Genomic DNA, 24664 nt, shown 5'->3' on the forward strand with positions numbered 1-24664 from the left:
GACACCCATGACCCTGACTCCTGAACAACGCGCGGCCGAGCTGCGCGAGCTACTGAACCGTTACGCGCACGAATACTACGTGCTTGATCTGCCCACAGTGCCAGATGCCGAATACGACCGGCTGTTCCGCGAGCTGGAGGCGCTGGAAACGGCCCATCCTGCGCTCAAGACCCCTGATTCGCCGACCTTGCGCGTGGGCGGCATCATCCTGCCGCATTTCGAGCCGGTGACGCATGTGGTGCCCATGCTGTCGATCCGCACCGAAACTGATGTGACCGAGAACGGTGCGTTCAACTTCGATGCCAGCGTGCGGCGCGAGCTGGGTTTGCTGGAGAGCGATGCGCCAGTCGAATACGCGGCCGAGCTGAAGTTCGACGGACTGGCGATGAGTTTGCGTTACGAAGGCGGCGTGCTGGTGCAGGCCGCTACGCGCGGCGACGGGGCGACAGGTGAGGACGTCACGCAGAATATTCGCACCATCAAGCAGATCCCGCTGCGTTTGACCGGCAATGCGCCGGCTGTGCTGGAAGTCCGTGGTGAGGTGTATATGCGTCGCGATGATTTCGAGGCGCTGAACGAGCGGCAGCGCGAGCGTGGCGACAAGACCTTCGTCAACCCGCGCAATACCGCCGCAGGCGCGGTGCGCCAGCTCGACCCGGCGCTTGCCGCACAGCGGCCGCTGTCCTTCTTCGCCTATGGGCTGGGCGAGGTGGTGGGCTGGGACGCGATGCCACGTACGCATTCCGGCTTGCTGGATGCGCTGGCAGTGTTCGGCTTCCCGGTCTGTGCTGAGCGCGACGTGGTGCAGGGCGGTGCGGGGCTGGTTGGCTTTCATCGCCGCATGCGCGAAAAGCGTGATGGCTTGCCATTCGATATCGATGGCATCGTTTACAAGGTCAATAGCCTGGCGCAACAGCGTGAGTTGGGTTTTCGCACCCGCGAGCCACGCTGGGCGGTGGCGCACAAATATCCGGCACAAGAGGCGCTGACCACGGTCGAAGCCATCGATGTGCAAGTGGGCCGTACCGGGGCCATCACCCCGGTGGCTCGCCTTGCACCGGTATTCGTTGGTGGCGTGACCGTGACCAATGCCACCTTGCACAACGAGGACGAAGTGCGCCGCAAGGATGTGCGCGTGGGCGATACCGTGGTGGTGCGCCGTGCCGGCGATGTGATCCCCGAGGTGGTCAGCGTGGTGCTGGAGCAGCGACCGATGGATGAGCAGCCGGCGGCCGACATGTTTGCCGAACCGGCGCGTGTGCCGCGCTATGCGCCGTTCGAGCTGCCCAAGGCGTGCCCGGTGTGTGGCTCGCACGTGGTGCGCGAAGAGGGCGAGGCGATTGCGCGTTGCTCGGGCGGCCTGTTCTGCTCGGCCCAGCGCAAGGAGGCCATCCGCCACTTTGCCGGCCGCCGCATGATGGACATTGAAGGTCTGGGCGAGCGCTATATCGATAATCTGGTGGAACTGGATTACGTGCATGGCATTGCCGACCTCTATACGCTCACCCTGGAAAACTTGCTGGACATGAAGCGCCGCGCCGACGAGCGCGACGGCGCCACGCCGGACACCGTGCTGGCCGGCAAGGTGGCCACCAAGTGGGCAGACAATCTGCTGGAGGGCATTGCCGCCAGCAAGCAACCGCCGCTGGCGCGTTTGCTGTTCGCGCTGGGCATACGCCATGTGGGCGAATCGACCGCCAAGACGCTGGCCGACTGGCTGGGATCACTGGCGCTGATCCGTCGCGCGCCGGCCGCGCTGCTGCGCGTGCTACCCGATATCGGCAATGCCGTGGCATTGTCGATTGCCGATTTCTTTGCCGAGGCCAAGAACCAGCAAGCGCTCGATGCCTTGCTGGCAGCCGGTGTGGCGCCTAACGATGAGCACGCCCCCAGCACCAAGCTGCGTAGCCAGCTTGAACCGCTGGTGCTGCTGGTCGCGGCCGGCATACCCAAGCTGACCGAGTCCCGTGCCAAGCAGTTGCTGGAGCAGGGCGTGGAGCTGGCGGTGTTGGCACAGGCCGATGCCGCGCGCATTGATGCGCTGACCTTGCCGGCCGAGGTCAAGGGTGCGCTGGCCGAATGGCTGGCTGTGCCAGAGCAACGTAAGCAGCTCGAACAGCTTGAGCAATTGCGTAACGAACTGCTGACGGCACTGCCGGCACAAAGTGACGCGCAAGGCTTGTTCGATGGCAAAACCTTTGTGCTCACTGGCACCTTGCCCAACTGGTCACGCGACGAAGCTGCGGCGTTGATCGAGGCGGCTGGCGGCAAAGTGTCGGGCAGCGTATCGAAAAAGACCCACTACGTGGTGGCGGGCGAAGCGGCCGGCAGCAAGCTGGCCAAAGCCGAAGAACTGGGCGTACCAGTGCTGGATGAAGCCGGCCTGCGTAGCTTGCTTGGTGTGTAATTGTTTAAATTTTTAAACTTCACATTCCGGGAATTCGTGCTTGACGGGTTTGTTCATTTGAATAAACATGGCTGCGATGAATAAGCAGGAAGCCATCCATTTGTTCGGCAGCCAGACGCGGCTGGCCGATGCGCTCGGACTCGGGCGCTCGGCCGTTTCGCAATGGCCTGATGAACTCGCCCAGCGCCAGGCCGATCAGGTCCGTGGCGCTGCGTTGCGGCTTGGCTTGTTGGCTCAACCCCTCGCAAGGACTGATTCGATGCAGAAGGTACGTAAAGCGGTATTCCCGGTTGCCGGCATGGGCACGCGTTTCCTGCCCGCCACCAAGGCCAGCCCGAAAGAAATGATGCCGGTGGTGGACAAGCCGCTGATCCAGTACGCCGTGGAAGAGGCGCTGGATGCCGGTATCACCGAAATGGTGTTCATCACCGGCCGTAACAAGCGCAGCATCGAAGACCACTTCGACAAGGCCTACGAGCTGGAAAACGAGCTGGAAGCCAAGGGCAAGCAGAAGCTGCTGGATATCCTGCAGTCCATCATCCCGAAGTCGGTCACCTGCATCTATATCCGCCAGCCAGAAGCACTGGGTCTGGGCCATGCGGTGCTGTGCGCACAGCCGGTGGTGGGCGACGAGCCGTTTGCGGTGATCCTGGCCGACGACCTGATTGATGGCGGCACCAACTCCGAAATGGCGCGCATGGTCGAAGTGTTCGGCGATACGCATTGCGCGGTGCTGGGCGTGGAAGAAGTACCGCACGAGGACACCAGCTCCTATGGCATCGTCGAAGTGAACGACGTGAACGGCAAGCTGCGCATCAGCAATATCGTCGAGAAGCCGAAGCCGGAAGAAGCACCGTCCAATCTGGCCGTGGTGGGGCGTTACATCCTCACACCGCGCATTTTCCATCATCTGCAGCATGTGCAGCCGGGCAAGGGCGGCGAGATCCAGCTCACCGACGGCATTTTCGCGCTGATGCAAGAGCAACACATCCTGGCGCACAAGCTCAAGGGTACGCGTTACGACTGCGGCTCCAAGCTGGGCTATCTGAAGGCCACCCTGGCGTACGGCCTGAAGCACCCGGAAGTCGGTGACGAATTTGCTGCATATCTGAAAGATTTTTGCCGCGTGTAATCAACACTTAGGCAAACAGAGGGGCGGGCCTGCTGGCACCGCCCTTTTTTATTCCTTAAGATGCAATGAACAAGGGAGAGACAAACGCATGCCCGTCGTTCCGGCGCTGCAGCGCCGCGTAGTGCGCAAGGCCAGTTCATTTGCATGGGGTTGCCATGGCTGATGCCCGGGTTTATTGGGTGACAGGTCTGGCTGGTGCCGGCAAGACCACCATAGGCACGGCGCTGTATGAGCGCCTGCTGGCGGCTGGCCGCCGTGCGGTGCTGCTTGATGGCGACCGCCTGCGCGAGGTATTTGGCGGGCAGCATGGCTATAGCGTGGAAGAGCGGCGCCATCTGGCCATGTGCTATGCGCGACTGTGCAAGATGCTGCATGACCAGGGGGCAGACGTGGTGTGTGCAACGGTCTCGATGTTCGCTGCAGTGCGGCACTGGAATCGCAGCAATATCGATGGTTATAGCGAGGTCTATGTCGTTGCGCCGGAGAATCATCTGTTCGAGCGCCGCGCTTTTTATGCCGATCCGGCAGCATCGCACGAGGTGGTCGGGCTTAACCCGGCTTACGAGCTGCCTACCAATCCCGACGTGATTATCCATAATGATGCTCAAACGGCCCCGGCACAGCTGGCCGAGCATATTCTTTCCACGCTGGGCATTACCTTGCCACAGCCCGGCGGGCCGGTGGCGTAAGCCACGGCACCATTGAATTTATCCAGGAGCGCTGCCTTGAAAACCGAATGGGACTACACCACACTCGCTGACGCTTATCTGCAGCGGCCCGACTATGCCGACAGCGCGATTGACGATCTGGTCAAGCTGGCTGGCGTCAAGGCGGGCGACCCGGTTTGCGACGTGGGCGCCGGCGTGGCGCACCTGACCCTGATGCTGGCTGCGCGCGGCTTCCAGGTGGTGGCAGTAGAGCCGAACGACGCGATGCGTGCCAACGGCATCAAGCGTACCGAGGCACTGGGCAATGTGCGCTGGCACGAGGGCACGGGTGAGCATACCGGCCAGCCGGATCACGCTTATGCGCTGGTGACCTTTGGCTCGTCGTTCAACGTGACCGACCGCCCGGCAGCGCTAAAGGAAACCCAGCGCATCCTGAAATCGCGTGGCTGGTTTGCCTGCATGTGGAACCACCGCGATCTGGATGATCCGATCCAGTCGCGCATTGAGGCCATCATCCGCGAGCATGTCGAGGGCTATGGCTACGGCACGCGTCGTGAAGACCAGACCGACGTCATCAATGCCAGCGGCCTGTTCGGCCCTGTCCACCGCATTGAAGGCAAGGTGCTGCATCAGCAGGGTATTGAAGATTGCATCGAGGCCTGGCGCTCGCACGCCACCCTGCAGCGTCAGGCGGGTGACCGCTTCACTGCGGTGGTCGAAGCCATTGCCGCTTATCTGCGTGGTCTGGGTGTGGACAGCATCCCGATCCCCTACGTGACCAATCTGTGGGCAGCGCAACTGAAGGACTGATTGCATGCAGTTCCTGAGCAAGGCACGTACCCTTGAAGCATTGCAGCCCGTGTTGCGCAGCGCACGGCTGCTGCCGCAGCGGCTTTTTGACGTCGCGCGCTGGCAGACAGATGCAGATGCCTTGCTCGCTGAAATCCGCGCTGCGCGCTGGCCGGAGATGGCCGTGCGCAGCAGCGCGCAGGCTGAGGACAGTGCTGCCGGATCGCTCGCGGGCCGGTTCGAATCGGTCTTGCACGTTGTACCCGATGACTTGCCGCAAGCCATCGAGACCGTACTGGCCTCCATGCGTGAGGCCGATGGCAGCATCAATCCGGCCAATGAAGTGTTCGTGCAGCCCATGCTGGCGCGGGTGCAGATGGCGGGTGTGGCCTTCGGGCTGGACCCGGCCACCGGTGCCCCGTACTACGTGCTCAACTACGACGACAGCAGCAGCCGCACCGATAGCGTGACGGCCGGGCAGTCCAACCAGCTCAAGACGTTTTACATCCATCACCTGGCGCCACCGCAGTCCGGGCTTCTGGCTGGCGTGGTGGCGATGATTGCCGAGCTGGGCGAGGTGTTTGGCACCGCTGCGCTGGATATCGAATTTGCCGTAACCGATGGTGGCGAGCTGGTGCTGCTGCAGGTGCGCCCCTTGCTGCTGGCCGCGCCCGAGGTCGAGGCGGCTGGCCACTACCGCATGCTGGAGCACATCAGCGCCAAGATCGGCCAGGGCGTGCGGCCGCAGCCCTTTCTGCATGGCAGGCGCACCGTGTATGGTGTGATGCCGGACTGGAATCCGGCCGAAATCATCGGGGTGCGCCCCAAGCCGCTGTCACTGTCTTTATATAGAGAACTGGTGACGGACAGTATCTGGGCCTACCAGCGGCATAACTACGGCTACCGCAATCTGCGCAGCTTTCCGCTGATGCTGCATTTCCATGGCCTGCCGTATATCGATGTGCGGGTCAGCTTCAATTCCTTCGTGCCGCGCGATATCGATGGCTCGCTGGCCGACAAGCTGGTCAACTACTACGTCGACCGCTTGCTGGCCGCGCCCAATCTGCACGACAAGGTCGAATTCGAGATCGTGTTCTCGTGCTACACGCTGGATTTGCCGCAGCGGCTGGAGAAGCTGGCCGAGGCTGGTTTCACCGAGGCCGAGCGCCAGCGTCTGGCCGATAGCCTGCGCAATCTGACCAACCGCATCGTCGATAACGAAACCGGCCTGTGGCGCTCGGACCGCGACAAGCTGGCCGTGCTGGCCGCACGTCGCGACGAAATTCTTGCCGCCGATATCGATCGCGTGACGCGTATCTACTGGCTGCTGGAAGACTGCAAGCGCTATGGCACCTTGCCGTTTGCCGGGCTGGCGCGTGCGGGCTTCATTGCGGTGCAGATGCTGCGCTCGCTGGTGTCGGTAGGCGTGCTGGACCGTGCCAATTACGATGCCTTCATGAACGGGTTGGATACCGTCAGCGGGCAGATGACGCGCGATCTGGTGCAACTGGATCGCACCACCTTCCTTGCCAAGTACGGCCATTTGCGGCCAGGCACTTATGACTTGCTGTCGCCACGTTACGACGAAGCGCCGGACCTTTATTTTGATTGGCAGCGCCAGGTGGCAGAGCATACGCCTACATCGCCATTTGCCTTGTCGCTGGCGCAGATGCGCGCCATCAGCAAGCTGCTGGCCGAGCATGGACTGACGCACGATGTGGTGGGGTTGTTCGACTTCCTGCAAGCCGGCATCGAGCTGCGCGAATACGCCAAGTTCGTGTTCTGCCGCAACCTGTCCGACGCGATGTCGCTGTTCCGCGAGCTGGGCCGCGAGCATGGTTTCTCGCTGGAGGACATGGCGTATGCCGATATCCAGTGCGTGTATGAGCTTCACGCGGCCGGGGTCGATCCGGTGGCCTTGATCGGCGAAAGCATTGCTCGGGGCCGCAAGCGCTATGCCGAAACCTGTCAGATTGTGCTGCCGCCGCTGCTGACGCGTGCCGAAGATGCTTTTGCGTTCGAAATGCCGGCCACCGAACCCAATTTCATTACCCAGCGGCAAGTGACCGCGCCGGTGGTGTCGTACAAGGACCGGGATCATCTGGTGGGTGCCATAGTGGCCATTCCGAGCGCCGATCCGGGCTTTGACTGGCTGTTCTCGCACGATATTGCCGGCTTCATCACTGCCTATGGTGGTGTGAACTCGCACATGGCCATCCGTGCCAACGAGCTGGGTCTGCCGGCGGTGATCGGTTCGGGCGAGGTACTGTATGGCAAATGGTCGGCAGCCCGTATGTTGAATATCGATTGCGCCAATCGTCGCGTCGAGGTGCTGCGTTGAGGCCGGTGCTGGTCAGCCAGCGGGTTGACGTCATCGCCGGGCGCGATGAACGCCGCGATGCGCTTGATCAGCGTCTGGTGCACTTGCTGGCTGAATGTGGTTTGTTGGCGGTACCGGTGCCCAACCGGCCTGAACTCGTGGCCGAACTCTGGCGGGCGGTGCGCCCGCACGGCGTGGTGCTTTCCGGTGGCAATGATCTGAGCGCATACGGTGGCAGCAGCCCGGAACGGGACAATACCGAGCGCGCCTTGCTTGATCTTGCCCTCGCCGAACATCAGCCCGTGCTGGGCATTTGCCGTGGTTTGCAGATGATGGTGCATTACTTTGGTGGCAGCCTGCAGCGCGTAGCAGGGCATGTGGCAGCGCGGCATCAGGTCAGTGGCCTGCTGCGCGATCTGGTGCTCGATGCCGAGGTGAACAGCTATCACGATTGGGGTATTGCCGAGCAGGGCGACGTATTGCGCCCGCTGGCCCATGCGGCCGATGGCAGCGTAGAGGCGGCCGGTCATCACGGCCAGCGCGTGCTGGGCATCATGTGGCATCCGGAGCGCGAAGCCGTGCCCACCGCACTTGACCGCACGCTGATTGAACAGCACTTTGCCTGATATGCAATCCAGCCACGACCACGCCCGCATCGAAGCCGAACTGGTGCGCATTGCCCGCCTGGCTGGGGATGCCATCATGGCGGTCTATGCGCGCGAGGACCTTGGCGTACAGACCAAGGGCGATGGCTCGCCGCTGACGCAAGCCGATCTGGCTGCCAACCGGGTGATTTTGCGCGAGCTGCAACTGGCGTTCCCGTGGCCGGTGTTGTCCGAAGAAACGCCCATCGAATACCCGCAGCGCCAGCACTGGACGACCTTCTGGCTGGTTGATCCGCTCGACGGCACCAAGGATTTTCTGGACCGCAACGGCGAGTTCACCGTCAACATCGCGCTGATCGAGCAGGGCCGGGCCACGCATGGCGTGATTTACGCGCCGGCCATCGACGAGCTGTATTACGGCGCGGTCGGCGTGGGCGCTTGGTGCACGGTGCGCGGCAACAGCACCGCTTTGCCGCAACCGTGGGGCGGCAGGGCGCTGGCGCAAAGTCGCCATCACGACGTGCCGCAGGCAGGCGATTTTGCCGCGCTCAATGGCAATCCGCCCGCTGTCGCCATAGGCTCCGCGCTCAAATTCGGCCGCCTGGTGGCCGGGCAAGTGGATATCTACCCGCGTTTTACCGGCAGCAGCGAATGGGACACCGCCGCCGGTGACGCGCTGTTGCAGGCGTGCGGCTGCCAATTGCGTGCACTGCCCGGGCTGGTCCCCATGCGCTACAACACCGAAAGCCTGCGTAACCCCCATTTCATTGCCGCTGCACCGCATGTGCAGCTGGATCAACTGAGTTACCCGACATGACCCGAGCCATCATTCTTGCCGCTGGCCGCGGCAGCCGCATGGGCGAGCTGACCGCCGAACAACCCAAGTGCTTTACCCGCCTGCATGACCGCCGCCTGCTGGATTGGCAACTGACTGCATTGCGCGCCGCTGGCATCAACCAGATTGCCATCGTGCGGGGTTATAGCGCTGCCAGTTTTACCGAGCCGGTGCAGTACTTCGAGAACCCGCGCTGGGCCGAAACCAATATGGTGCGCACCCTGGCCGAGGCACGCAGCTGGCTGGAGGCCGATGATTGCATCGTCAGCTACAGCGATATTTTCTATTCCGCTGCCACGGTGCGCGCGTTGGCCGCCAACGGTGACGAACTGGCCATTTCCTATGATCCGGACTGGCTGGCTGTGTGGCAGAAACGCTTTGATGACCCGCTGGCCGATGCGGAAACCTTCCGCCGCCATGCCGATGGCCGCCTGGCCGAGATCGGCGCGCGTAGCGACAGCGTGGAGGCCATTGAAGGCCAGTACATGGGCCTCCTGAAGTTCACGCCGGATGCCTGGCAACGCGTGGCAGCGCTGCTGGACGAACGCGGCAGCACGGCAGACAAGCTGGACATGACGTCGCTGCTGCGCCACGGCCTGGCGGCTGGTTGGCGCATCGGTACCGTGCCGGTGGTTGGCCCGTGGGGTGAGGTGGACTCCGCCAGCGATCTGGCGGCTTATGCAGAGGTGGACTTCAGCCATGTTGCCGATTAACGATCTGGCCCGGCACAACGGGCCGCTGGATGGCGAAATCCGCGTCGCCATCGACCGCGTGCTGCAGCGCGGTTACTACATCCTTGGCCCGGAGAATCAGGCGTTCGAGGCCGAATTTGCGGCTTATCTGGGCGTGGCAGGCTGCGTGGCGGTCGGCAACGGTACCGATGCGCTGGAACTGGCCTTGCGCGCGCTGCACATCGGCCCCGGCGATGAGGTAGTCACGGTAGCCAATGCCGGCATGTATGCCGGCACGGCGATCCATGCCGTCGGTGCCACGCCACGCTATGTCGATATCGACCCAGCCAGCATGTTGCTGGATGTCAGCCTGTTGCCTGCGGCCACTAACGACAAGACCCGCGCCATCGTCGTTACCCATCTGTATGGCCGTATGGCCGATGTCGAGGCGGTAGTGGCGTTTGCCAGGCCGCGTGGCATCGCGGTGATCGAGGACTGCGCGCAGGCGCACGGTGCGCGGCGCAATGGCAAGCTGGCCGGTAGCGTGGGCGATCTGGCCGCGTTCAGTTTTTACCCGACCAAGAATCTGGGTGCGCTGGGCGATGGTGGGGCGGTGGTCAGCAGCGATGCCGGGCTGCTCGCCCGGCTGCGCGGGCTGCGCCAGTACGGCTGGACCAGCAAATACCACGTGGGCATGGCCGGCGGGCGCAACAGCCGGCTGGATGAAATCCAGGCAGCCATCCTGCGCTGCAAGCTGCCACATCTGGATGGCTGGAACGCGCGCCGCCGCGCCATCATCGCGCGCTATAACGCCGGCTTGTCCGGGCTGGGCTGGCAGCTGCCGCCCGCGCCGGGCGAGGGCGATGTGGGACATCTGTACGTGGTACGCGCGCCGCAGCGCGATGCAGTGCGCGCCGCGCTGACGGCGGCAGGCATCGCCAGCGACGTGCACTATCCGGTGCCGGATCATCAGCAGGCCGCGTTGCCAATGCAGGCAAGCCTGCCGGTGACCGAGGTTGCTGCTGCCGAGCTGCTGACCTTGCCGTGCTTTCCGGAACTGACCGATGCAGAGCTTGATCAGGTGATTGCCGCTTGCCGGCAGACCGTACAAGGAGGGCAACCATGAGCCATTTCGTTCATCCTGCCGGTTTGTGTGAAAGCCAGACCGTGGGCGAGGGTACGCGCGTATGGGCATTTGCCCATGTGCTGCCCGGCGCCCGGATCGGCGCCGACTGCAATATCTGCGATCACGTGTTCATAGAGAACGACGTGGTGCTGGGCGACCGGGTCACGGTGAAGTGTGGCGTGCAGTTGTGGGATGGCCTGCGTGTGGGCAATGATGTGTTCATCGGCCCGAATGCCACTTTCACCAACGACCGCTTTCCGCGCAGCAAGCAGTATCCGGAAGCGTTTGCTGCCACGCGCATCGAGCATCACGCTTCCATTGGCGCCAATGCCACCATCCTGCCGGGGCTGACCATCGGCCAGTATGCAATGGTGGGCGCAGGGGCCGTGGTTACGCATTCGGTGCCGCCCTATGCCATCGTGGTGGGTAATCCGGGCCGTATCGTCGGTTATGCCACCAACAATGCAGCCGTATCGCCCGAGCCGCATGCCCCGCACGTGGGCAGCACCACCGATACCGGTGTACACGGCGTGCAGTTGCGCGAGTTTCCGATTTTCGAGGACATGCGCGGCGCGCTGACGGTGGGTAATTTCGCCAGCGAAGTGCCGTTCATTCCCAATCGCTATTTCATGGTGTTCGCCGTGCCCAGCAAGGACGTACGCGGCGAACATGCGCACAAGGCGTGCGAGCAGTTCCTGATCTGCGTGCGCGGCAGCGTGCGTGTGGTGGCCGATGATGGCAAGGCGCGGCAGGAGTTCGTGCTCGATGGCCCGCAACGCGGGCTGTATCTGCCGGCAATGACCTGGGCCAGCCAGTATGCTTATAGCGCGGATGCCGTATTGCTGGTGTTTGCCTCGCATGCCTACGATGCGGATGACTATATCCGCGATTACGCCACATTCCTCGCCCAGGTTGGCGAGCAGGAAAACGCCTGATGTCCCGTGAAGTCCTGTGTTACTGCTATCACGTTTCGCATGTGCTCAATCTGGGGCAGATTCCGGCCTTGCTGGCCGAGCGCGGCTGGCGGGTGCGCTGGTTCAATGCTTTTCCGGCCGCATCGTTCCCGCTGGCACCGGCGCCGGGGGTTGAATATGCGTTCGAGGTGCCGCTGGAAGCAGTAGGCCAGCAGGAGGCTGATCTTTACCTCACACCGTATGTGGGGCAAAACGCCCACTTCCCGCGCCGTGCGCGCCGCGTGCACTTTCTGGTGTCGCTGACCGGGCTGGATGGCGTGTACGACCGTGCCATGTTCGACCATTACGATGTGATTGCCTGCGCAGGCCGCCACCACATTGATGATTTTGTTGCACTGGGCAATGACCGCCGCTGGCAGCGTAAATTGCTGATGCCGCTGGGCTATCCCAAGCTGGATGGCCAGCGCCGCCAGCTGGCCGCATCCAGCCTCACGCCGCCGGACGAGCTGACCGTGGTGTTCGCCCCCACGCATGCCTATTACATCAACCAAGGATTCTCCATTCTGCACCGTTATGGCGAGCAGCTGGTCGAGGCCATGCTGGCTGATGGCATGCGGGTGGTGTTCCGCCCGCACATGGAATCCTGGCGTGATCAGGACAAGCCGGTAGTCGAGCGCATCGTAGCGCGCTTTGGTGATCATCCTTGCTTCGAGCTGGATCGTTCGGGCAACTATTTCGATACCTATGCGCAAACACATTTGATGCTGACCGACATATCCGGCACGGGCTTCACCTACGCGTTCACGTTTGGTCGGCCAGCCCTGTTCTTTGCACCTGATGTGGCTGGCGAAGCCGGCATGTACGGCATTCAGTTCGAGCGGCGCGAGAATATCGGCCTGGTGGTGCGCTCGCAGGACGATCTGGTGAACAGATTGCGTCTGGCACAGCGCCATGCCGGTTTCCTGCAGCAACAGATTGCCGATTTCCGTGACTGGCTGTTGTTCAACCCCGGCGCCAGCGAAGTCTTCTTTGCCGATCATGCCGGCCATTTGCTGACCGGCGATGGCCCGGTGGCATCCTGGCCCCATATTCATCACGCTTTCTGAGCGGAACAGTTCTCTATGACGCAAGCAGCAGCCCGCCCGGATATCACCGTTGCAGTGATGTCGTACAACAATGCCCGCTATATCGGCCAGACCATAGAATCGGTGCTGACGCAGGAGGGCGTATCCGTTGAGTTGATCGTATTCGATGACCAGTCCAGCGACGATACGCTGCAGGTGCTCGACAGCTTCGTTGGCCGGTCCGGCTTTCGTTACGAGGTCAACCCGAAAAACCTCGGCATGATGGGTAACTACAACCACTGCGTGGAATCGGGTAGTGGTCGCTATGTGGTGGTGCTTGGGTCGGATGACCTGATTTACCCAGGCCATCTCGCCTCGATGTTTGCGGCGCTGGAGCTGCACCCGGAAGCCCCGCTGGCGTACACGCAGTGCAACTGGATAGATGAAGACGGCAAGCTGGTGCGCTATGCCGAGCATGCGGGCCACTATCCGCATAGCTATTTCGGCCATCGTGATGAAGTGGTTGATCTGCTGAGTGTCGACAACTACATCACGCCATCAGCAGTCATGCTGCGCCGTAGCGTGTTTGACGCGGTGCGACTGGCCGAAGGGCCGCTGCATCGCCCTGATCTGGTCGCCGGTGACTGGGAGCTGTGGACACGCATTGCGCGCCAGTATCCCGATTTCGTGTTCCTGCATCAGGCCTCCGTGGGCTACCGGGTGCACGGCGGGCAGATTTCGCAGAGTTTCTACGGCTCGGACAAGCCGCTGGCCGAACATACCGAGATTCTGGAGCTGAATCTGGCCGACCCGGCGGCGCGGGAACGCATGCAGGCTGCGGCTGCGCGCATCTGGGGCTTGTATACCGCCCGTTTGGCTAATTACGCCCCCGAGGTACAGGAAAAATACCGCGAACGTGCCACGGCCATTTATCAGGCGCTGTTCGTGCCGGCCGCCGTGCTGGTTGCCGCCGCGCCTGTGGCGACACCTGCACCGCAGCAGGCCGCTGGCGAGGCGCTGTTCTCGGTCATCATCACGACGTATAACCGGCCGGACATGCTGCGCGATGCCATTGCCAGCGTGGCGCAGCAGACTTGCCGCGATTTCGAGCTGTTGCTGGTGAACGACCATGGCGCACCGGTCGAGGACGTGCTGGCTGAATTCGCTGACCTGCCGATTACCTATGTGCGGCAAGGAAAGAACCGTGGCCTGTCGGCCGCGCGTAATACCGCGCTGCGCATCGCGCGCGGTCGTTTCGTCTGCTATCTGGACGACGATGACCTGATGTTGCCGGATCATCTGGAAACGCTGCGCCAGGGCATCCAGGCTGACGACAATGCGGTGTATTACACCGATGCCTGGTATGTGGGTGAAATCCTGCAGGATGGCCAGCGCATCGAGCGCAGCCGCGATATCCCGTACCGGCATGGCGGGTTCTCGCTGGAGCGCCTGCAGGTCTCCAATTACATCCCGGTCAACACCTGGTGCCACCCGCTGGCTGCCACACAGCGCATCGGCTTTTTCGACGAAAGCCTGCCGGCGTTGGAGGATTGGGAGTTTCTGCTGCGCCTGTCCGGCCAATACCAGCTGGTGCATCTGGAAGCGCCAACGGTGGAAGTGCGCGTGCGCGAGACCGAGCAGGACCGTATGTCGCAGCGCCAGCGCAAGAATTTCCCGGCGCTGTTCCGCGATATCTACGGCCGTCATGCTGGCATCAATACCGAGCTGGTTAGCAATGCACGTCAGCAGATGATCGCCAGCCTGGATGCGGAAATGCAGGCCGGCGCGGCTGGCTTGCCGCAGGCGCAGGGTGCATCTGCCGCTGCCGGCGAGTCGGTCTATCTGCGCTGGCAGGCCGAGCGCCAGCTGACCATTGCGCAGGGCATGTGGTTCGACGCACGTGCGGCGCAATTCGATCATCCGGTCAACATTCTGCCGGTGCTGATCGATACCGAAGGCGCCATGGCGCAGCTGGTGCGCAGCATACGCAGCCTGGTGGGCCAGTTGCGCCCGGCCACGCAGATACTGATTCTGTCCACCGCGCCAGAGCCCGCTTCTGGTGCCGGCGAGAATGTATTCTGGTATCACTGCCCCGAGGGTTGGGTAGATCCGCTTAACGCCGTCCTGCAGCAGGCGCAAACCGATTGGGTGTATCTGCTGCATGCCGGCGACATGCTGGACAAGCACGCCTTCCTGTTCCTCGAAGAACAGATACGCAGCCAGCCCAAGGTGGCGTGTTTCTATCACGATGAAGATGCTGTGCTGGCCGATGGCAATTCCTTCGACATGCCGATCTTCAAGCCGGACTTCAATCTTGATTTGCTGCGCAGCCAGGGCTACATCGGCCGCATGCTGGCCATTGCGCGGCCTGCCTATCTGCAACTGGGGGGGCTGAGCGCTGCCTTGGGTGAGCTCAGTCTGATCGACTTTGCCTTCAAGGCCGCCGAGCAGCTGGGTTTCAACGCCGTTGGCCATATTGCCGAGGTGCTGGGCCATGCCGGCGTGCCGCTGGGTGACTGGCTGAACGCCAATGCCGAATTGCACCGGCAGGCGGTGCAGGCGCATTTGCAGCGCATCGGCGCGCGTGCCGCCGCAATCGGCATCGCTGGCACCGACTTGACCCGTGTGGTGTTCGAGCATGCCGAGCAACCGCTGGTGTCCATCCTGGTGCCCACCAAGGATCAGTTACCGGTATTGCGCCGTTGCGTGGAATCGTTGCTGGAGCTGACCAGCTATCCGAACTACGAACTGCTGATTGTCGACAACAACAGTGAAACGGCCGAGGCCAAGGCCTATCTGGATGGCATTGCCGCCATGGGGGTCGAGCGCGTGCGCGTGCTGCGCTACCCGCAGCCATTCAACTTTGCCGCCATCAACAACTACGCGGCTGGCGAGGCGCGTGGCGATTATCTGGTACTGCTGAACAACGATACCGCCATTGTGCAGCCGGACTGGCTGCAGCAACTGCTAAACCATGCGCAGCGCCCGGAGGTGGGTATTGTCGGCGCCAAGCTGCTGTACCCGGATGGCCGCATCCAGCATGGCGGCGTGGTGCTGGGCCTGCGTGGCCCGGCCGATCACCCCTTCATCGGGCTGCCTGCCGATGCGCCGGGCTATATGAACCGGCTGGTGGTGGACCAGAACTACCAGGTGGTGACCGCAGCCTGTCTCGCCGTGCGCAAGTCGGTGTATCTCGAAGTTGGTGGCATGGACGAACAGGCTTTCACGGTGTCGTACAACGACGTCGATTTCTGCCTCAAGGTTGGCCAGGCCGGCTATCTGACGGTATGGACACCGCATGCGGTAGTGATGCATGAAGGCAGCGTCAGCCAGACCCAGATCGACCCGCAGAAGCAGGAGGCCAAGCGCAAGCGCTTCCAGGCCGAGCAGGCCGCCATGTACCACAAGTGGTTGCCGCTGCTGGCGCGTGACCCGGCCTACAACAAGAACCTGAGCGTCAATGGCAACGGTTACGAGATCGATCCGCGCCCGCTGCTGACCTGGCAGCCGCTGAGCTGGCGCCCGGCCCCGGTGGTGCTGGCGCACCCGGCCGACAGCATGGGGTGCGGCCAGTACCGCGTGATCCAGCCCTTCATGGCGATGGAGCAGGGTCAGCGCATTAGCGGCGGTATGTCGTGGGAGTTGCTCAACCCGGTTGATCTGGAGCGCATCTCGCCCGATGTGCTGGTGCTGCAGCGGCAGATCACCGATGAACAATACGCGTTCATGAGCGGCTTCAAGCAGTTCTCGACGGCCTTCAAGGTGTATGAGCTGGATGATTATCTGCCCAATCTGCCGCTCAAGAGCATGCACCGCAGCCATATGCCCAAGGATATCGTCAAGGCGCTGCGCCGTTCGCTGTCGCTGGTAGATCGCTTCGTAGTGTCTACTGCGCCGCTGGCCGAAGCTTATGCCGGCATGCACAGCGATATCCGCGTGGTGGAGAACCGCTTGCCGGTGGACTGGTGGTCGAACGTGCAGGGCCAGCGCCGTGCTGGCCGCAAGCCGCGTGTGGGCTGGGGTGGTGGCTCCAGCCACACGGGTGATCTGGAACTGATCACCAGCGTGGTGAAGGAACTGGCGGGCGAGGTGGAGTGGGTGTTTTTCGGCATGTGCCCGGATGCGCTGCGCCCGTTCATCCACGAATTCCACAACGGCGTGCCGATCGCCGAGTATCCGGCCAAGCTGGCCAGTCTCAATCTCGATCTGGCGCTGGCGCCGCTGGAATACAACCAGTTCAACGAGTGCAAGAGCAATCTGCGTCTGCTGGAATATGGCGCATGCGGCTTCCCGGTGGTGTGTACCGATATCGTTTGCTATCGCGGCGATCTGCCGGTGACACGGGTGAAGAACCGCCACAAGGACTGGGTGGATGCCATACGTGGCCATCTGGCCGATCTGGACGGCACGTTTGCCATGGGGGATGCGCTGCGTGAAGTGGTGCTGCGCGACTGGATGCTCAAGGACGAGCATCTGGATACCTGGCGCAAGGCCTGGATGCCGGACTGAACTGCGCTTCCGGCGTGGTTTTGGTGCAGCAAAACGTGATGCGGGTTTCCTCTGGCAGGACCCGCATCATTTTTTCCTAAAGTTTCCTTCAGCCCCGCCGATACAGCATACAAGGATGCAGCGTCGCATCCGACGGAGCATCTTGAAAAGTACGTTTTCTCGTGAGGAGAAACCATCATGGCATCAGTAATTAACACGAACGTTGCGTCGCTGAATTCGCAGCGCAACTTGTCGAATTCGCAGTCGAGCCTGAACACCTCGCTGCAGCGCTTGTCCTCCGGTCTGCGTATCAATAGCGCTAAGGATGACGCCGCAGGTCTGGCGATTTCCCAGCGCATGACAGCCCAGATCAAGGGCATGGATCAGGCCCAACGCAACGCCAACGACGGCGTTTCGCTGGCGCAAACAGGTGAAGGCGCGTTGTCGCAAATGGGCGACATCCTGCAGCGTATCCGTGAACTGGCCGTGCAATCGGGCAACGCTACACTGTCCGACAGCGACCGCCAGGCCACCAATTCGGAAGTCAGCCAGCTGACTTCGGAACTGGACCGCTTTGCGACCACCACCCAATTCAACGGCCAGAAGCTGTTTGACGGTACGTTCACCGCTGCCACCTACCAGGTTGGCGCCAACGCGAACGAAACCATCACGGCGACCACTGCCAACCTGCGTACCAGCCAGTACGGTACTTATCAGATTGGTGATGGCAATGGCACAGGCACACTGACCACCAGTAACTTCATTACCGGTGCAGGCGGCCAGGCTGTCGGCGCTACCGGTACTGTGAATGCTGCAAGCGGCGCTGTCAGCACCTCGGGTACTTTCAGCATCAACGGCACCAGCATCTCGGTATCGAACACCGACATGGCCAGCGACATCGCGGCCAAGATCAATCAGGCCAATACCGGTGTGAAGGCTGCCGCCCGTACCGAATCGGTGATCTCGATGGGTTCGGGTTCCTACACGCTGGCAGTTGCTTCGAAGAGCTCGACCTTCCAGTCGGTGACCTTCAACGTAACCGACGCCGACAACGACGGCACCATCGAAGCCGATGATTACCAGCAAGGTATCGCTGCATTCAACGCCAAGTCGTCGCAAACCGGTGTAACGGCCCAGCTGGCTACCTTCAAGGACAGCAACGGCACTACCACTTACGGTATCAAGCTGACCAACGACGATGGCTCCAACATCGTGCTGAGCTCGGCCAGCGGTGCTTCGAGCGGCTTCGGTGCTGGTGTTAGCGGCTGGAACTACGACTCGACCACCTCCAACGGTACTGACCAGCGTTTGACTGCTTCGTCGGTGGCGTCGGCCGGTTCGGGCAAGGTGACCTTTGCCGGTCAGGTTGTGCTGAACTCGTCGAACTCCTACTCGCTGACCACCACGACTGCAGCCTTCAGCTCGGGCGTGTTCTTCACCAGCGCAGGTAACTCGACTGGTACGGTATTTGGTGCCGGCTCGGGTTACTCGGCTGACTTGAAGACGGTTGAAAAGCTGGATGTGTCGAGCATCGAAGGTGCTACCCAAGCCCTGCGTATCGTCGACGACGCGCTGACCAAGATCAACGATCAACGTGCGAAGTTCGGTGCACTGCAAAGCCGCTTCTCCGCAACGATCTCGAACCTGGCCACAACGTCCGAAAACCTGAGTTCTGCACGTAGCCGGATCCAGGATACCGACTTCGCTTCGGAAACCGCTAACCTCACACGGTCGCAGATTCTGCAACAGGCTGGTACCGCGATGCTGTCGCAAGCCAACTCGCTGCCGCAACAAGTGTTGAGCCTGCTGCGCGGCTAAGCAGTCTAAGGTAAGCTTCAAGTAGCAGTGTGCCCCGGCCCGGTTCATCCGCGCCGGGGTATTCCCGTAGGAGGGGGTTCATTATGCAAATCCCGGCTATTTCAGGACTGAGCGGGTCCATCCCGTCAACGGTCGATCCACAGCAGCGTCAAGCCTTGCGTCCCAATGCACAGGCTGATCTGCAGGCTTTGAATGTGACCTCTACTGCGGTCAATGCAAGCGGTTCCGCACAGGGACAGCAGCCGCTGGAAGATGCGGTTAAAAAACTGAACGATACGGTCAAGCTGTTTTCCAACAGCAGCCTGCAATTTTCCATCGATCAGGATACGGGCACGCCGCTGGTCAAGGTGATTGATACTGCGACCAAGGATGTGATCCGGCAGATCCCGTCGGAGGAAGCGCTGGCCATTGCCAAGGCCATTGATCAATTCAAGGGCATGTTGATTAAAGAACAGGCCTGATTTGCCGATATGTAGGCAAACGGCTGCATAGAGGTATCCACCATGGCATCGATCACTTCGGCGGGCATCGGCTCCGGGCTGGATATCGAGGGCATCATCACGTCGCTGATGAATGTCGAAAAGCAGCCGCTGACGGTTCTGACCCAGAAAAGCCAGGCCGACCAGACCAAGATTTCAGCGCTGGGCTCCTTGCAGAGTTCGCTGTCCACCTTCCAGGCGCGGGTCATCTCGTTGTCCAATGCCAGCACCTACAAGAGCGTGAAGGGCACGCTGGGTGACAGCAGCATTGGCACGGTGTCGACCACCTCCCTGGCGCAGGCAGGCAGTTACAGCCTTTCCGTGACGCAACTGGCACAAAACCAGAAGCTGAAAACGGACGTTGCCTTTGGCACCGTCAGTGATCCGGTGGGGCAGGGTACGCTGACGATCCAGTTCGGTTCTGTGTCTGGCGGTTCTTTCCTGGCCAACGGCAACAAGGGCGCTTTTGATATCAAGATCGACAGCACCAACAACACGCTGACCGGCCTGCGTGACGCCATCAATGCCAAGAATGCCGGCGTTTCCGCATCCATCATCAATGACGGTACCGGTTTTCGTTTGTTGCTCAGCTCGACGGATAGCGGCAGCACCAACGGGATCAAGATCACGGCAGCAGACAGCGATGGCAACAATACCGATGCCAGCGGCCTGTCGCGCTTTACCTATGACCCGACCGCCACCGATGCGGTCAACCAGCTGACGCAGACCCAAGCCGCGCAGGACGCCAAGTTCACGCTGGACGGCATCGATATCGTCAAATCCAGCAATACAGTGACCGACGTGCTGCAGGGCGTAACGCTGAACCTGAGCAAGATCAGTGCGCTGGACAGCAACTCCAAACCGGTAACGACATCGCTCAATATTGCGCGTGATACCTCGGGCATCACGCAATCGGTGCAGGATTTCGTCAAGGCTTACAACGATTTCACCAAGTCGGTGAACGACCTGAGCTTCTATAACGCCGATGCGACCGACCCCACGCAAAAAGCCGGCGTGCTCAATGGCGACTATGTGGTGCGCTCGCTGCAATCGGAGATTCGTGGAACGCTGAATCAATCGTTGGGTTCCGGCAGCTATTTCCAGGGCTTGAGTGCCGTGGGGATCAATATGGACTGGAAGACCGGCAATCTGTCGCTGGATACCAGCAAGCTGAACAGTGCGCTGAGCACAAACCCGAATGACGTGGCTAACCTGTTTGCCGTCAACGGTTCGACCAGCAATTCACAAGCCACCTACATTGGCGCATCCGATGCCACCAAACCCGGCACCTATGCAATCAGCGTGACTACGCCGGCCACGCGCGCCAAGATTTCCGGGGTTGAAGCGCTCTATACCAAGATCGATGCCAGCAATCAGGCCATGTCGTTGACGCTGGGGAGCGACAATATTGCCCTGACGCTGAGCAACGGCAACTACACCCGTACCGGGCTGGCCGCGCAGATCAAGCAGCAGCTGCAAGCACAGGACGGCAGCAGCACCTTTACGGTGAACTACAACGCCACCAGCGGCAAATTCGACATCAGCCGTGTCAACGGCAGCGTGACCGATACGCAATCAGTGGCGTTTACGCCCAAGAGCGCGCTGAACATCCATGCCGACAGCGGCAGCAACAACGGTAACGACACACTGATGGTGGCTGTGGATGGTGTGTCGTCCGGCCAGATCCAGCTCACGCAGGGTGATTATTCATCGCCGGCTGCCTTGGCTGCCGAAATGCAGTCCAAGATCAACGGCGATAGTGCACTGAAGAAGGCTGGTGTGTCGGTGACCGTCACCTACAACGACCAGACCGGCGCGTTCGACATGCAGTCCAACCGCTATGGCAGTGCGTCCAATGTGCAGATCACCAGTGTTGGCGGTGATGCGCAGGCAACATACGGTTTGAAGTTCCTTAACGCCAGCGGTACCGACGTTGCTGGTACCATCAATGGCGAAACTGCGACCGGCAGTGGCCAGATGCTGACTGGCGCCGGTAATGCGCAGGGCTTGCAGGTTAGCGTAACCGCTACTATAGCCGGTGATCTGGGTTCGGTATCATTCAGCCGTGGCTTTGCCAGCCGTCTGGACCAGACCATAGATAACCTGATGTCGAGCAATGGCCTGCTGCAAAGCCGTATCAATGGCTTGAAGCAGGACATGAAGGATATCGACGACCAGGGCAAGACCCTCAACACGCGGTTGGCCGATGTGGAAAAACGTTATCGCGCCCAGTACACCGCGCTGGATTCGCTGGTTGCATCGATGAAGAACACCAGCAGTTTCCTGACGTCGCAACTGGCGTCGCTCAGCAGTCTGAGGTAACCGGGATGGCGGCGGTGACGCCAGCCCAAGGAATGGCAACATGAACACCCCAAAGACCGGGAAGGGAATACTATGACGGCCGCGGTCAAGAAAGCGCTGGATGCCTATGGCAAGCAAAGCCTGGAAACGGCGGTTGAAACCGCCAGCCCGGGCAGGTTGATCGTCATGCTTTACGACGGCGCCATCAAGGCGGCCCAGCTTGGCAAGTTTCACATGCAAAATGGTGATATCCCCGCCAAGGGGGCCGCGATTACGCGTGCGATTGCCATTCTGGATGAAGGCTTGCGTCTTGCCCTCGACAGGGAAAAGGGCGGCGAGCTGGCAGAGAACCTGGATGCGCTCTACATCTACATGCTGGGGCAGCTGTTCGAGGCCAATTTGAGCAACCGGCCCGAGCTGCTGGATGAGGTCGTGACGTTGCTGACACAGTTGCGTGAAGCATGGGAGAGCATCACCACTGGTGTGGCCACGCAGCCAGAGGTGGCTGAAATGCCGGCAGATCGTGGTCAGAATAGTGCCTTGAGCTATGGCCGTGCCTGATGTTTCCATCATTGTGCAAGCCATGCATGCGCTGGCTGCGCGCTTTAATGAGGCAGTCAGCCGTGGTGACTGGCAGGCGGTATTTGACGCCATGCCGCAATGGCAGGTGTTGCAGGGGCAGTTGCGCGACATAGACTGGCAGGCTATGGCACCGGCCCAGCGGGATGCATTGGCTCAGTCGCTGCGCAACCTGCAAACGCTGGTGGATGGCCTGGCCGAACACGCCGAGGCCTGGCGCCCGGAACTGGCCGCGCTGCTGCAGGGGAGTACCACCAGCAGCAAGTTGCAGCAGGCATATCGCTGAGCTGGCCGTTGATCGTGATGTGTGGTCCGGTGTACCGATGGGTTAGGTTTTGCCGCAAGTGTTGATTATGATTCCAATCAGAGGCGCGGATTTGCCTGGTGCCCGGGAGCAGAGATCATGAATGGCGGCATTGTGGTGACTTGGCAGCAACTGCTGTATGGCACACTGGTCCTCATTCTTTTCTATGTTGCCCAGCTCCTGCTGTTTTTGCGCAAGAACAACCGAGTAGGTCCGGGACGTGATCTGCACCACCAGCTTGAGGTACAGCGGGGTGAAATCGCTGCGTTGCGCCAGGAGGTCGAAGGCCTCAAGGTACGGCTTGCGGCGCTGCAACTGCAGCAACCCGCGTTGATTCAGGACGGGAATGCCGGCCATCCCTTAAGCGACGCCGAAGAAGAAACACCTTATGCGCAGGCCATACGCATGGCCAGGCTGGGGGCCGACGCCAATCATGTTGCGTCGGCATGCGGATTGACACGTGGTGAAGCCGATTTGATTGTTGCGCTTTATCGCCGCAACGAATAAAAGCTGCTCAAAACATGGCGCGGCGGTGCAGGCAAGGCTTGTCTGCCTGGTCCACCGGCAGGTGTCCGGGCAATGCCACAGGGTTTGCCCGCCACACCAGGGATAGGAGCGCAAGGAGCGCACAGGCATGCTGCCCGGCAATACCGCTATCAGTATCTTGCAGCAGTATCTCAAGGTCCAGGAAGGGCTGTTTGACGTCATTCGCCCTGCCGAGTCGGGCGAGCTGCGCTTCACCGTCGGCGAGCGCGTGCAAGCCACTGTCACAGGGCAATTGCCGGGTGGGCGCTTTGCGGTACTGGTAAAGGACCAGTTGCTGGACCTCAACCTGCCACGCAATACCGAGCCGGGTGAGAAACTGGTGCTGGATGTGGTGGCAGACCAGCCCAAGCTGACGTTCGCACTGGTCGAACGCCAACCACCAGCCGCACAGCAGCAGAATAATGCCCATCCGACCGCAGCCGGTGCGCCACAGCCCGAGCAGGCGGCCCTCAGCAAGGGCGCGCAATTTCTCAGCACCGTACTGGGCGGTAAAGACGAGGCAACTGCCAGCCTGCAGCTGACGCAAGCCGAAGCCTTGTTCGAGGGCACACCCGATCCCGCGCAGATCGCCAGCCGCCTGCAGCAGAAAGTGGCAGAGAGCGGTTTGTTCTATGAATCGCATCAGGTTGAATGGGCTGGCGGGCAGCGCCCCTTGCAGGCCCTGCTGCGCGAACCGCAGAACCAACCGGCGCAAGCATCCGCTGCGCAACAGCCTGTAGCCAATCCGGCGGCGGCAGACGCGGACACGCCTCTGATGACTGACCGCGCCCAGTTGCAAAGCGCTGCATTGTCCAGTCTGGCCGTGCAGGGCGGCGATGATCGCCCGCCCATCCAGAGCCTGGTTCAGCAGCAGTTGAACGCGCTGGAGCAAAAACCGCTGGTCTGGCAGGGGCAGGCCTGGCCGGGGCAACCGATGCGCTGGCAGCTGCAGACACAGGATGGTGGCGAGCGTGACGCCAACAGCCCCGATGATGCCGAGGCCATGCGCTGGCAAAGCCGGCTGGATTTGCATTTGCCCAGCCTGGGCAATGTGTCGATCAGCACCGATCTGTTCCAGGGACGTTTTTCGCTGCGTTTCCAGACTGACACCCCCGAGGCCGCACAACGCCTGCAGGCCGGGCAACAGCAGCTGGGGCAACAGTTTGTCGCAGCCGGCCTGACCCTGGCGGCGGTGCCCGTGTTTGCCGTCAATGGCGAGCCGGAGCCTGGCACGGTGAATGCCGAGGCAGCCCATGGCACGTAAGACCTTCCGCCCGCAGCCGGACCGGCAGCATGCTGTGGCACTGGCGTATCAGGAGGGCACGGCCTCGCCCAAGGTCGTTGCCAAGGGGCAGGGCATTACGGCGGAGAAGATCATCGAGAAGGCGCGCGAGGCTGGTGTGTTCGTGCACGAATCGCCCGAGCTGGTGGCTTTGCTGATGCAGGTAGACCTTGACCAGCGCATTCCGCCGCAGCTGTATCGTGCCATTGCCGAGCTGCTGGCCTTTGTTTATGTGATCGAGCGCGGTGGTGATGCGCCGGCACCGGTATTTTCCCTAGCTGATCTGCAGGGCGATTCGGCGCTATAAAGCAGGAATGGCTGATATTTGGGCCGATGCTTGCCAACTGTGCCGATCCG

Annotated in this window: 20 protein-coding genes; all 20 read left to right on the forward strand. The window is 61.5% G+C overall.

All coding sequences use genetic code 11. The features are described from left to right. The first annotated feature begins 7 nt into the window (after nucleotides 1-7). Nucleotides 8-2407: an NAD-dependent DNA ligase LigA gene (gene ligA / locus B9A19_RS07990; protein ID WP_084090266.1), complete on the forward strand. Its 2400-nt coding sequence runs from the start codon at nucleotides 8-10 to the stop codon at nucleotides 2405-2407. Nucleotides 2408-2483: 76 nt separating this feature from the next. Further along, nucleotides 2484-3539, forward strand: a complete 1056-nt coding sequence (gene galU / locus B9A19_RS07995) for a UTP--glucose-1-phosphate uridylyltransferase GalU (RefSeq protein ID WP_373278002.1) — start codon at nucleotides 2484-2486, stop codon at nucleotides 3537-3539. Nucleotides 3540-3694: 155 nt separating this feature from the next. After that, on the forward strand, nucleotides 3695-4228 hold the full coding sequence (locus B9A19_RS08000; protein WP_084090267.1) for an adenylyl-sulfate kinase: 534 nt from the start codon (nucleotides 3695-3697) through the stop codon (nucleotides 4226-4228). A 36-nt stretch (nucleotides 4229-4264) separates the two neighbouring features. Then, nucleotides 4265-5017, forward strand: coding sequence for a class I SAM-dependent methyltransferase (locus tag B9A19_RS08005; protein WP_084090268.1), 753 nt, complete (start codon nucleotides 4265-4267; stop codon nucleotides 5015-5017). A 4-nt stretch (nucleotides 5018-5021) separates the two neighbouring features. Beyond that, nucleotides 5022-7337 carry a PEP/pyruvate-binding domain-containing protein gene (locus B9A19_RS08010; RefSeq protein WP_084090269.1) on the forward strand — a complete coding sequence of 772 codons (2316 nt, stop codon included), beginning with the start codon at nucleotides 5022-5024 and terminating at the stop codon, nucleotides 7335-7337. A gap of 5 nt (nucleotides 7338-7342) precedes the next feature. Further along, complete coding sequence (locus tag B9A19_RS08015; RefSeq protein ID WP_245804310.1) at nucleotides 7343-7942, forward strand: gamma-glutamyl-gamma-aminobutyrate hydrolase family protein; 600 nt, start codon at nucleotides 7343-7345, stop codon at nucleotides 7940-7942. A 1-nt stretch (nucleotide 7943) separates the two neighbouring features. Further along, nucleotides 7944-8738, forward strand: coding sequence for a 3'(2'),5'-bisphosphate nucleotidase CysQ family protein (locus tag B9A19_RS08020; RefSeq protein ID WP_084090271.1), 795 nt, complete (start codon nucleotides 7944-7946; stop codon nucleotides 8736-8738). After that, the gene (locus B9A19_RS08025) at nucleotides 8735-9469 is read left to right on the forward strand and encodes a phosphocholine cytidylyltransferase family protein (protein ID WP_084090272.1); all 735 of its coding nucleotides are present in this window, start codon (nucleotides 8735-8737) and stop codon (nucleotides 9467-9469) included. Before B9A19_RS08020 ends, B9A19_RS08025 begins: the two co-directional genes overlap by 4 nt. Then, nucleotides 9456-10553, forward strand: coding sequence for a DegT/DnrJ/EryC1/StrS family aminotransferase (locus B9A19_RS08030; RefSeq protein WP_084090273.1), 1098 nt, complete (start codon nucleotides 9456-9458; stop codon nucleotides 10551-10553). The genes B9A19_RS08025 and B9A19_RS08030 overlap by 14 nt, the downstream gene beginning before the upstream one ends. Next, nucleotides 10550-11488 carry a WxcM-like domain-containing protein gene (locus tag B9A19_RS23280; protein ID WP_084090274.1) on the forward strand — a complete coding sequence of 313 codons (939 nt, stop codon included), beginning with the start codon at nucleotides 10550-10552 and terminating at the stop codon, nucleotides 11486-11488. Before B9A19_RS08030 ends, B9A19_RS23280 begins: the two co-directional genes overlap by 4 nt. Continuing rightward, the gene (locus B9A19_RS08040; RefSeq protein WP_084090275.1) at nucleotides 11488-12573 is read left to right on the forward strand and encodes a CDP-glycerol glycerophosphotransferase family protein; all 1086 of its coding nucleotides are present in this window, start codon (nucleotides 11488-11490) and stop codon (nucleotides 12571-12573) included. The genes B9A19_RS23280 and B9A19_RS08040 overlap by 1 nt, the downstream gene beginning before the upstream one ends. Before the next feature lie 15 nt (nucleotides 12574-12588). Further along, entirely contained in the window at nucleotides 12589-17040 is a 4452-nt protein-coding gene (locus tag B9A19_RS08045) for a glycosyltransferase (protein WP_084090276.1), read from the forward strand. 177 nt (nucleotides 17041-17217) lie between these two features. After that, a complete protein-coding gene (locus B9A19_RS08050) occupies nucleotides 17218-18837 on the forward strand; it encodes a flagellin N-terminal helical domain-containing protein (RefSeq protein WP_084090277.1) in 1620 nt (539 codons plus the stop codon). A gap of 83 nt (nucleotides 18838-18920) precedes the next feature. Continuing rightward, nucleotides 18921-19298: a flagellar protein FlaG gene (locus B9A19_RS08055; protein ID WP_084090278.1), complete on the forward strand. Its 378-nt coding sequence runs from the start codon at nucleotides 18921-18923 to the stop codon at nucleotides 19296-19298. 42 nt (nucleotides 19299-19340) lie between these two features. Beyond that, nucleotides 19341-21638 (forward strand): flagellar filament capping protein FliD, encoded by a 2298-nt coding sequence (gene fliD, locus B9A19_RS08060; protein WP_084090279.1) that lies wholly within the window; start codon nucleotides 19341-19343, stop codon nucleotides 21636-21638. Between the two features lie 72 nt (nucleotides 21639-21710). Beyond that, nucleotides 21711-22178 (forward strand): flagellar export chaperone FliS, encoded by a 468-nt coding sequence (fliS, locus tag B9A19_RS08065; RefSeq protein WP_084090280.1) that lies wholly within the window; start codon nucleotides 21711-21713, stop codon nucleotides 22176-22178. Then, nucleotides 22171-22482: a flagellar protein FliT gene (locus B9A19_RS08070; protein WP_176216846.1), complete on the forward strand. Its 312-nt coding sequence runs from the start codon at nucleotides 22171-22173 to the stop codon at nucleotides 22480-22482. The genes fliS and B9A19_RS08070 overlap by 8 nt, the downstream gene beginning before the upstream one ends. A 117-nt stretch (nucleotides 22483-22599) precedes the next feature. Then, nucleotides 22600-23007 (forward strand): DUF2802 domain-containing protein, encoded by a 408-nt coding sequence (locus B9A19_RS08075; RefSeq protein ID WP_084090282.1) that lies wholly within the window; start codon nucleotides 22600-22602, stop codon nucleotides 23005-23007. A 127-nt stretch (nucleotides 23008-23134) separates the two neighbouring features. Beyond that, entirely contained in the window at nucleotides 23135-24289 is a 1155-nt protein-coding gene (locus B9A19_RS08080) for a flagellar hook-length control protein FliK (protein WP_084090283.1), read from the forward strand. Further along, nucleotides 24279-24614 (forward strand): EscU/YscU/HrcU family type III secretion system export apparatus switch protein, encoded by a 336-nt coding sequence (locus B9A19_RS08085; RefSeq protein WP_084090284.1) that lies wholly within the window; start codon nucleotides 24279-24281, stop codon nucleotides 24612-24614. Before B9A19_RS08080 ends, B9A19_RS08085 begins: the two co-directional genes overlap by 11 nt. The last annotated feature ends 50 nt before the right edge of the window (nucleotides 24615-24664 follow it).

The sequence above is a fragment of the Andreprevotia lacus DSM 23236 genome, assembly GCF_900176275.1.
In the GTDB taxonomy this organism is placed as follows: domain Bacteria; phylum Pseudomonadota; class Gammaproteobacteria; order Burkholderiales; family Chitinibacteraceae; genus Andreprevotia; species Andreprevotia lacus.

Bases quoted from the DNA above. Each gene is read 5' to 3' on its own strand.
- ligA (WP_084090266.1), top strand. From the start codon at position 8: ATGACCCTGACTCCTGAACAACGCGCGGCCGAGCTGCGCGAGCTACTG.
- galU (WP_373278002.1), top strand. From the start codon at position 2,484: ATGAATAAGCAGGAAGCCATCCATTTGTTCGGCAGCCAGACGCGGCTG.
- B9A19_RS08000 (WP_084090267.1), top strand. From the start codon at position 3,695: ATGGCTGATGCCCGGGTTTATTGGGTGACAGGTCTGGCTGGTGCCGGC.
- B9A19_RS08010 (WP_084090269.1), top strand. From the start codon at position 5,022: ATGCAGTTCCTGAGCAAGGCACGTACCCTTGAAGCATTGCAGCCCGTG.
- B9A19_RS08020 (WP_084090271.1), top strand. From the start codon at position 7,944: ATGCAATCCAGCCACGACCACGCCCGCATCGAAGCCGAACTGGTGCGC.
- B9A19_RS08025 (WP_084090272.1), top strand. From the start codon at position 8,735: ATGACCCGAGCCATCATTCTTGCCGCTGGCCGCGGCAGCCGCATGGGC.
- B9A19_RS08030 (WP_084090273.1), top strand. From the start codon at position 9,456: ATGTTGCCGATTAACGATCTGGCCCGGCACAACGGGCCGCTGGATGGC.
- B9A19_RS23280 (WP_084090274.1), top strand. From the start codon at position 10,550: ATGAGCCATTTCGTTCATCCTGCCGGTTTGTGTGAAAGCCAGACCGTG.
- B9A19_RS08040 (WP_084090275.1), top strand. From the start codon at position 11,488: ATGTCCCGTGAAGTCCTGTGTTACTGCTATCACGTTTCGCATGTGCTC.
- B9A19_RS08045 (WP_084090276.1), top strand. From the start codon at position 12,589: ATGACGCAAGCAGCAGCCCGCCCGGATATCACCGTTGCAGTGATGTCG.
- B9A19_RS08050 (WP_084090277.1), top strand. From the start codon at position 17,218: ATGGCATCAGTAATTAACACGAACGTTGCGTCGCTGAATTCGCAGCGC.
- B9A19_RS08055 (WP_084090278.1), top strand. From the start codon at position 18,921: ATGCAAATCCCGGCTATTTCAGGACTGAGCGGGTCCATCCCGTCAACG.
- fliD (WP_084090279.1), top strand. From the start codon at position 19,341: ATGGCATCGATCACTTCGGCGGGCATCGGCTCCGGGCTGGATATCGAG.
- fliS (WP_084090280.1), top strand. From the start codon at position 21,711: ATGACGGCCGCGGTCAAGAAAGCGCTGGATGCCTATGGCAAGCAAAGC.
- B9A19_RS08075 (WP_084090282.1), top strand. From the start codon at position 22,600: ATGAATGGCGGCATTGTGGTGACTTGGCAGCAACTGCTGTATGGCACA.
- B9A19_RS08080 (WP_084090283.1), top strand. From the start codon at position 23,135: ATGCTGCCCGGCAATACCGCTATCAGTATCTTGCAGCAGTATCTCAAG.
- B9A19_RS08085 (WP_084090284.1), top strand. From the start codon at position 24,279: ATGGCACGTAAGACCTTCCGCCCGCAGCCGGACCGGCAGCATGCTGTG.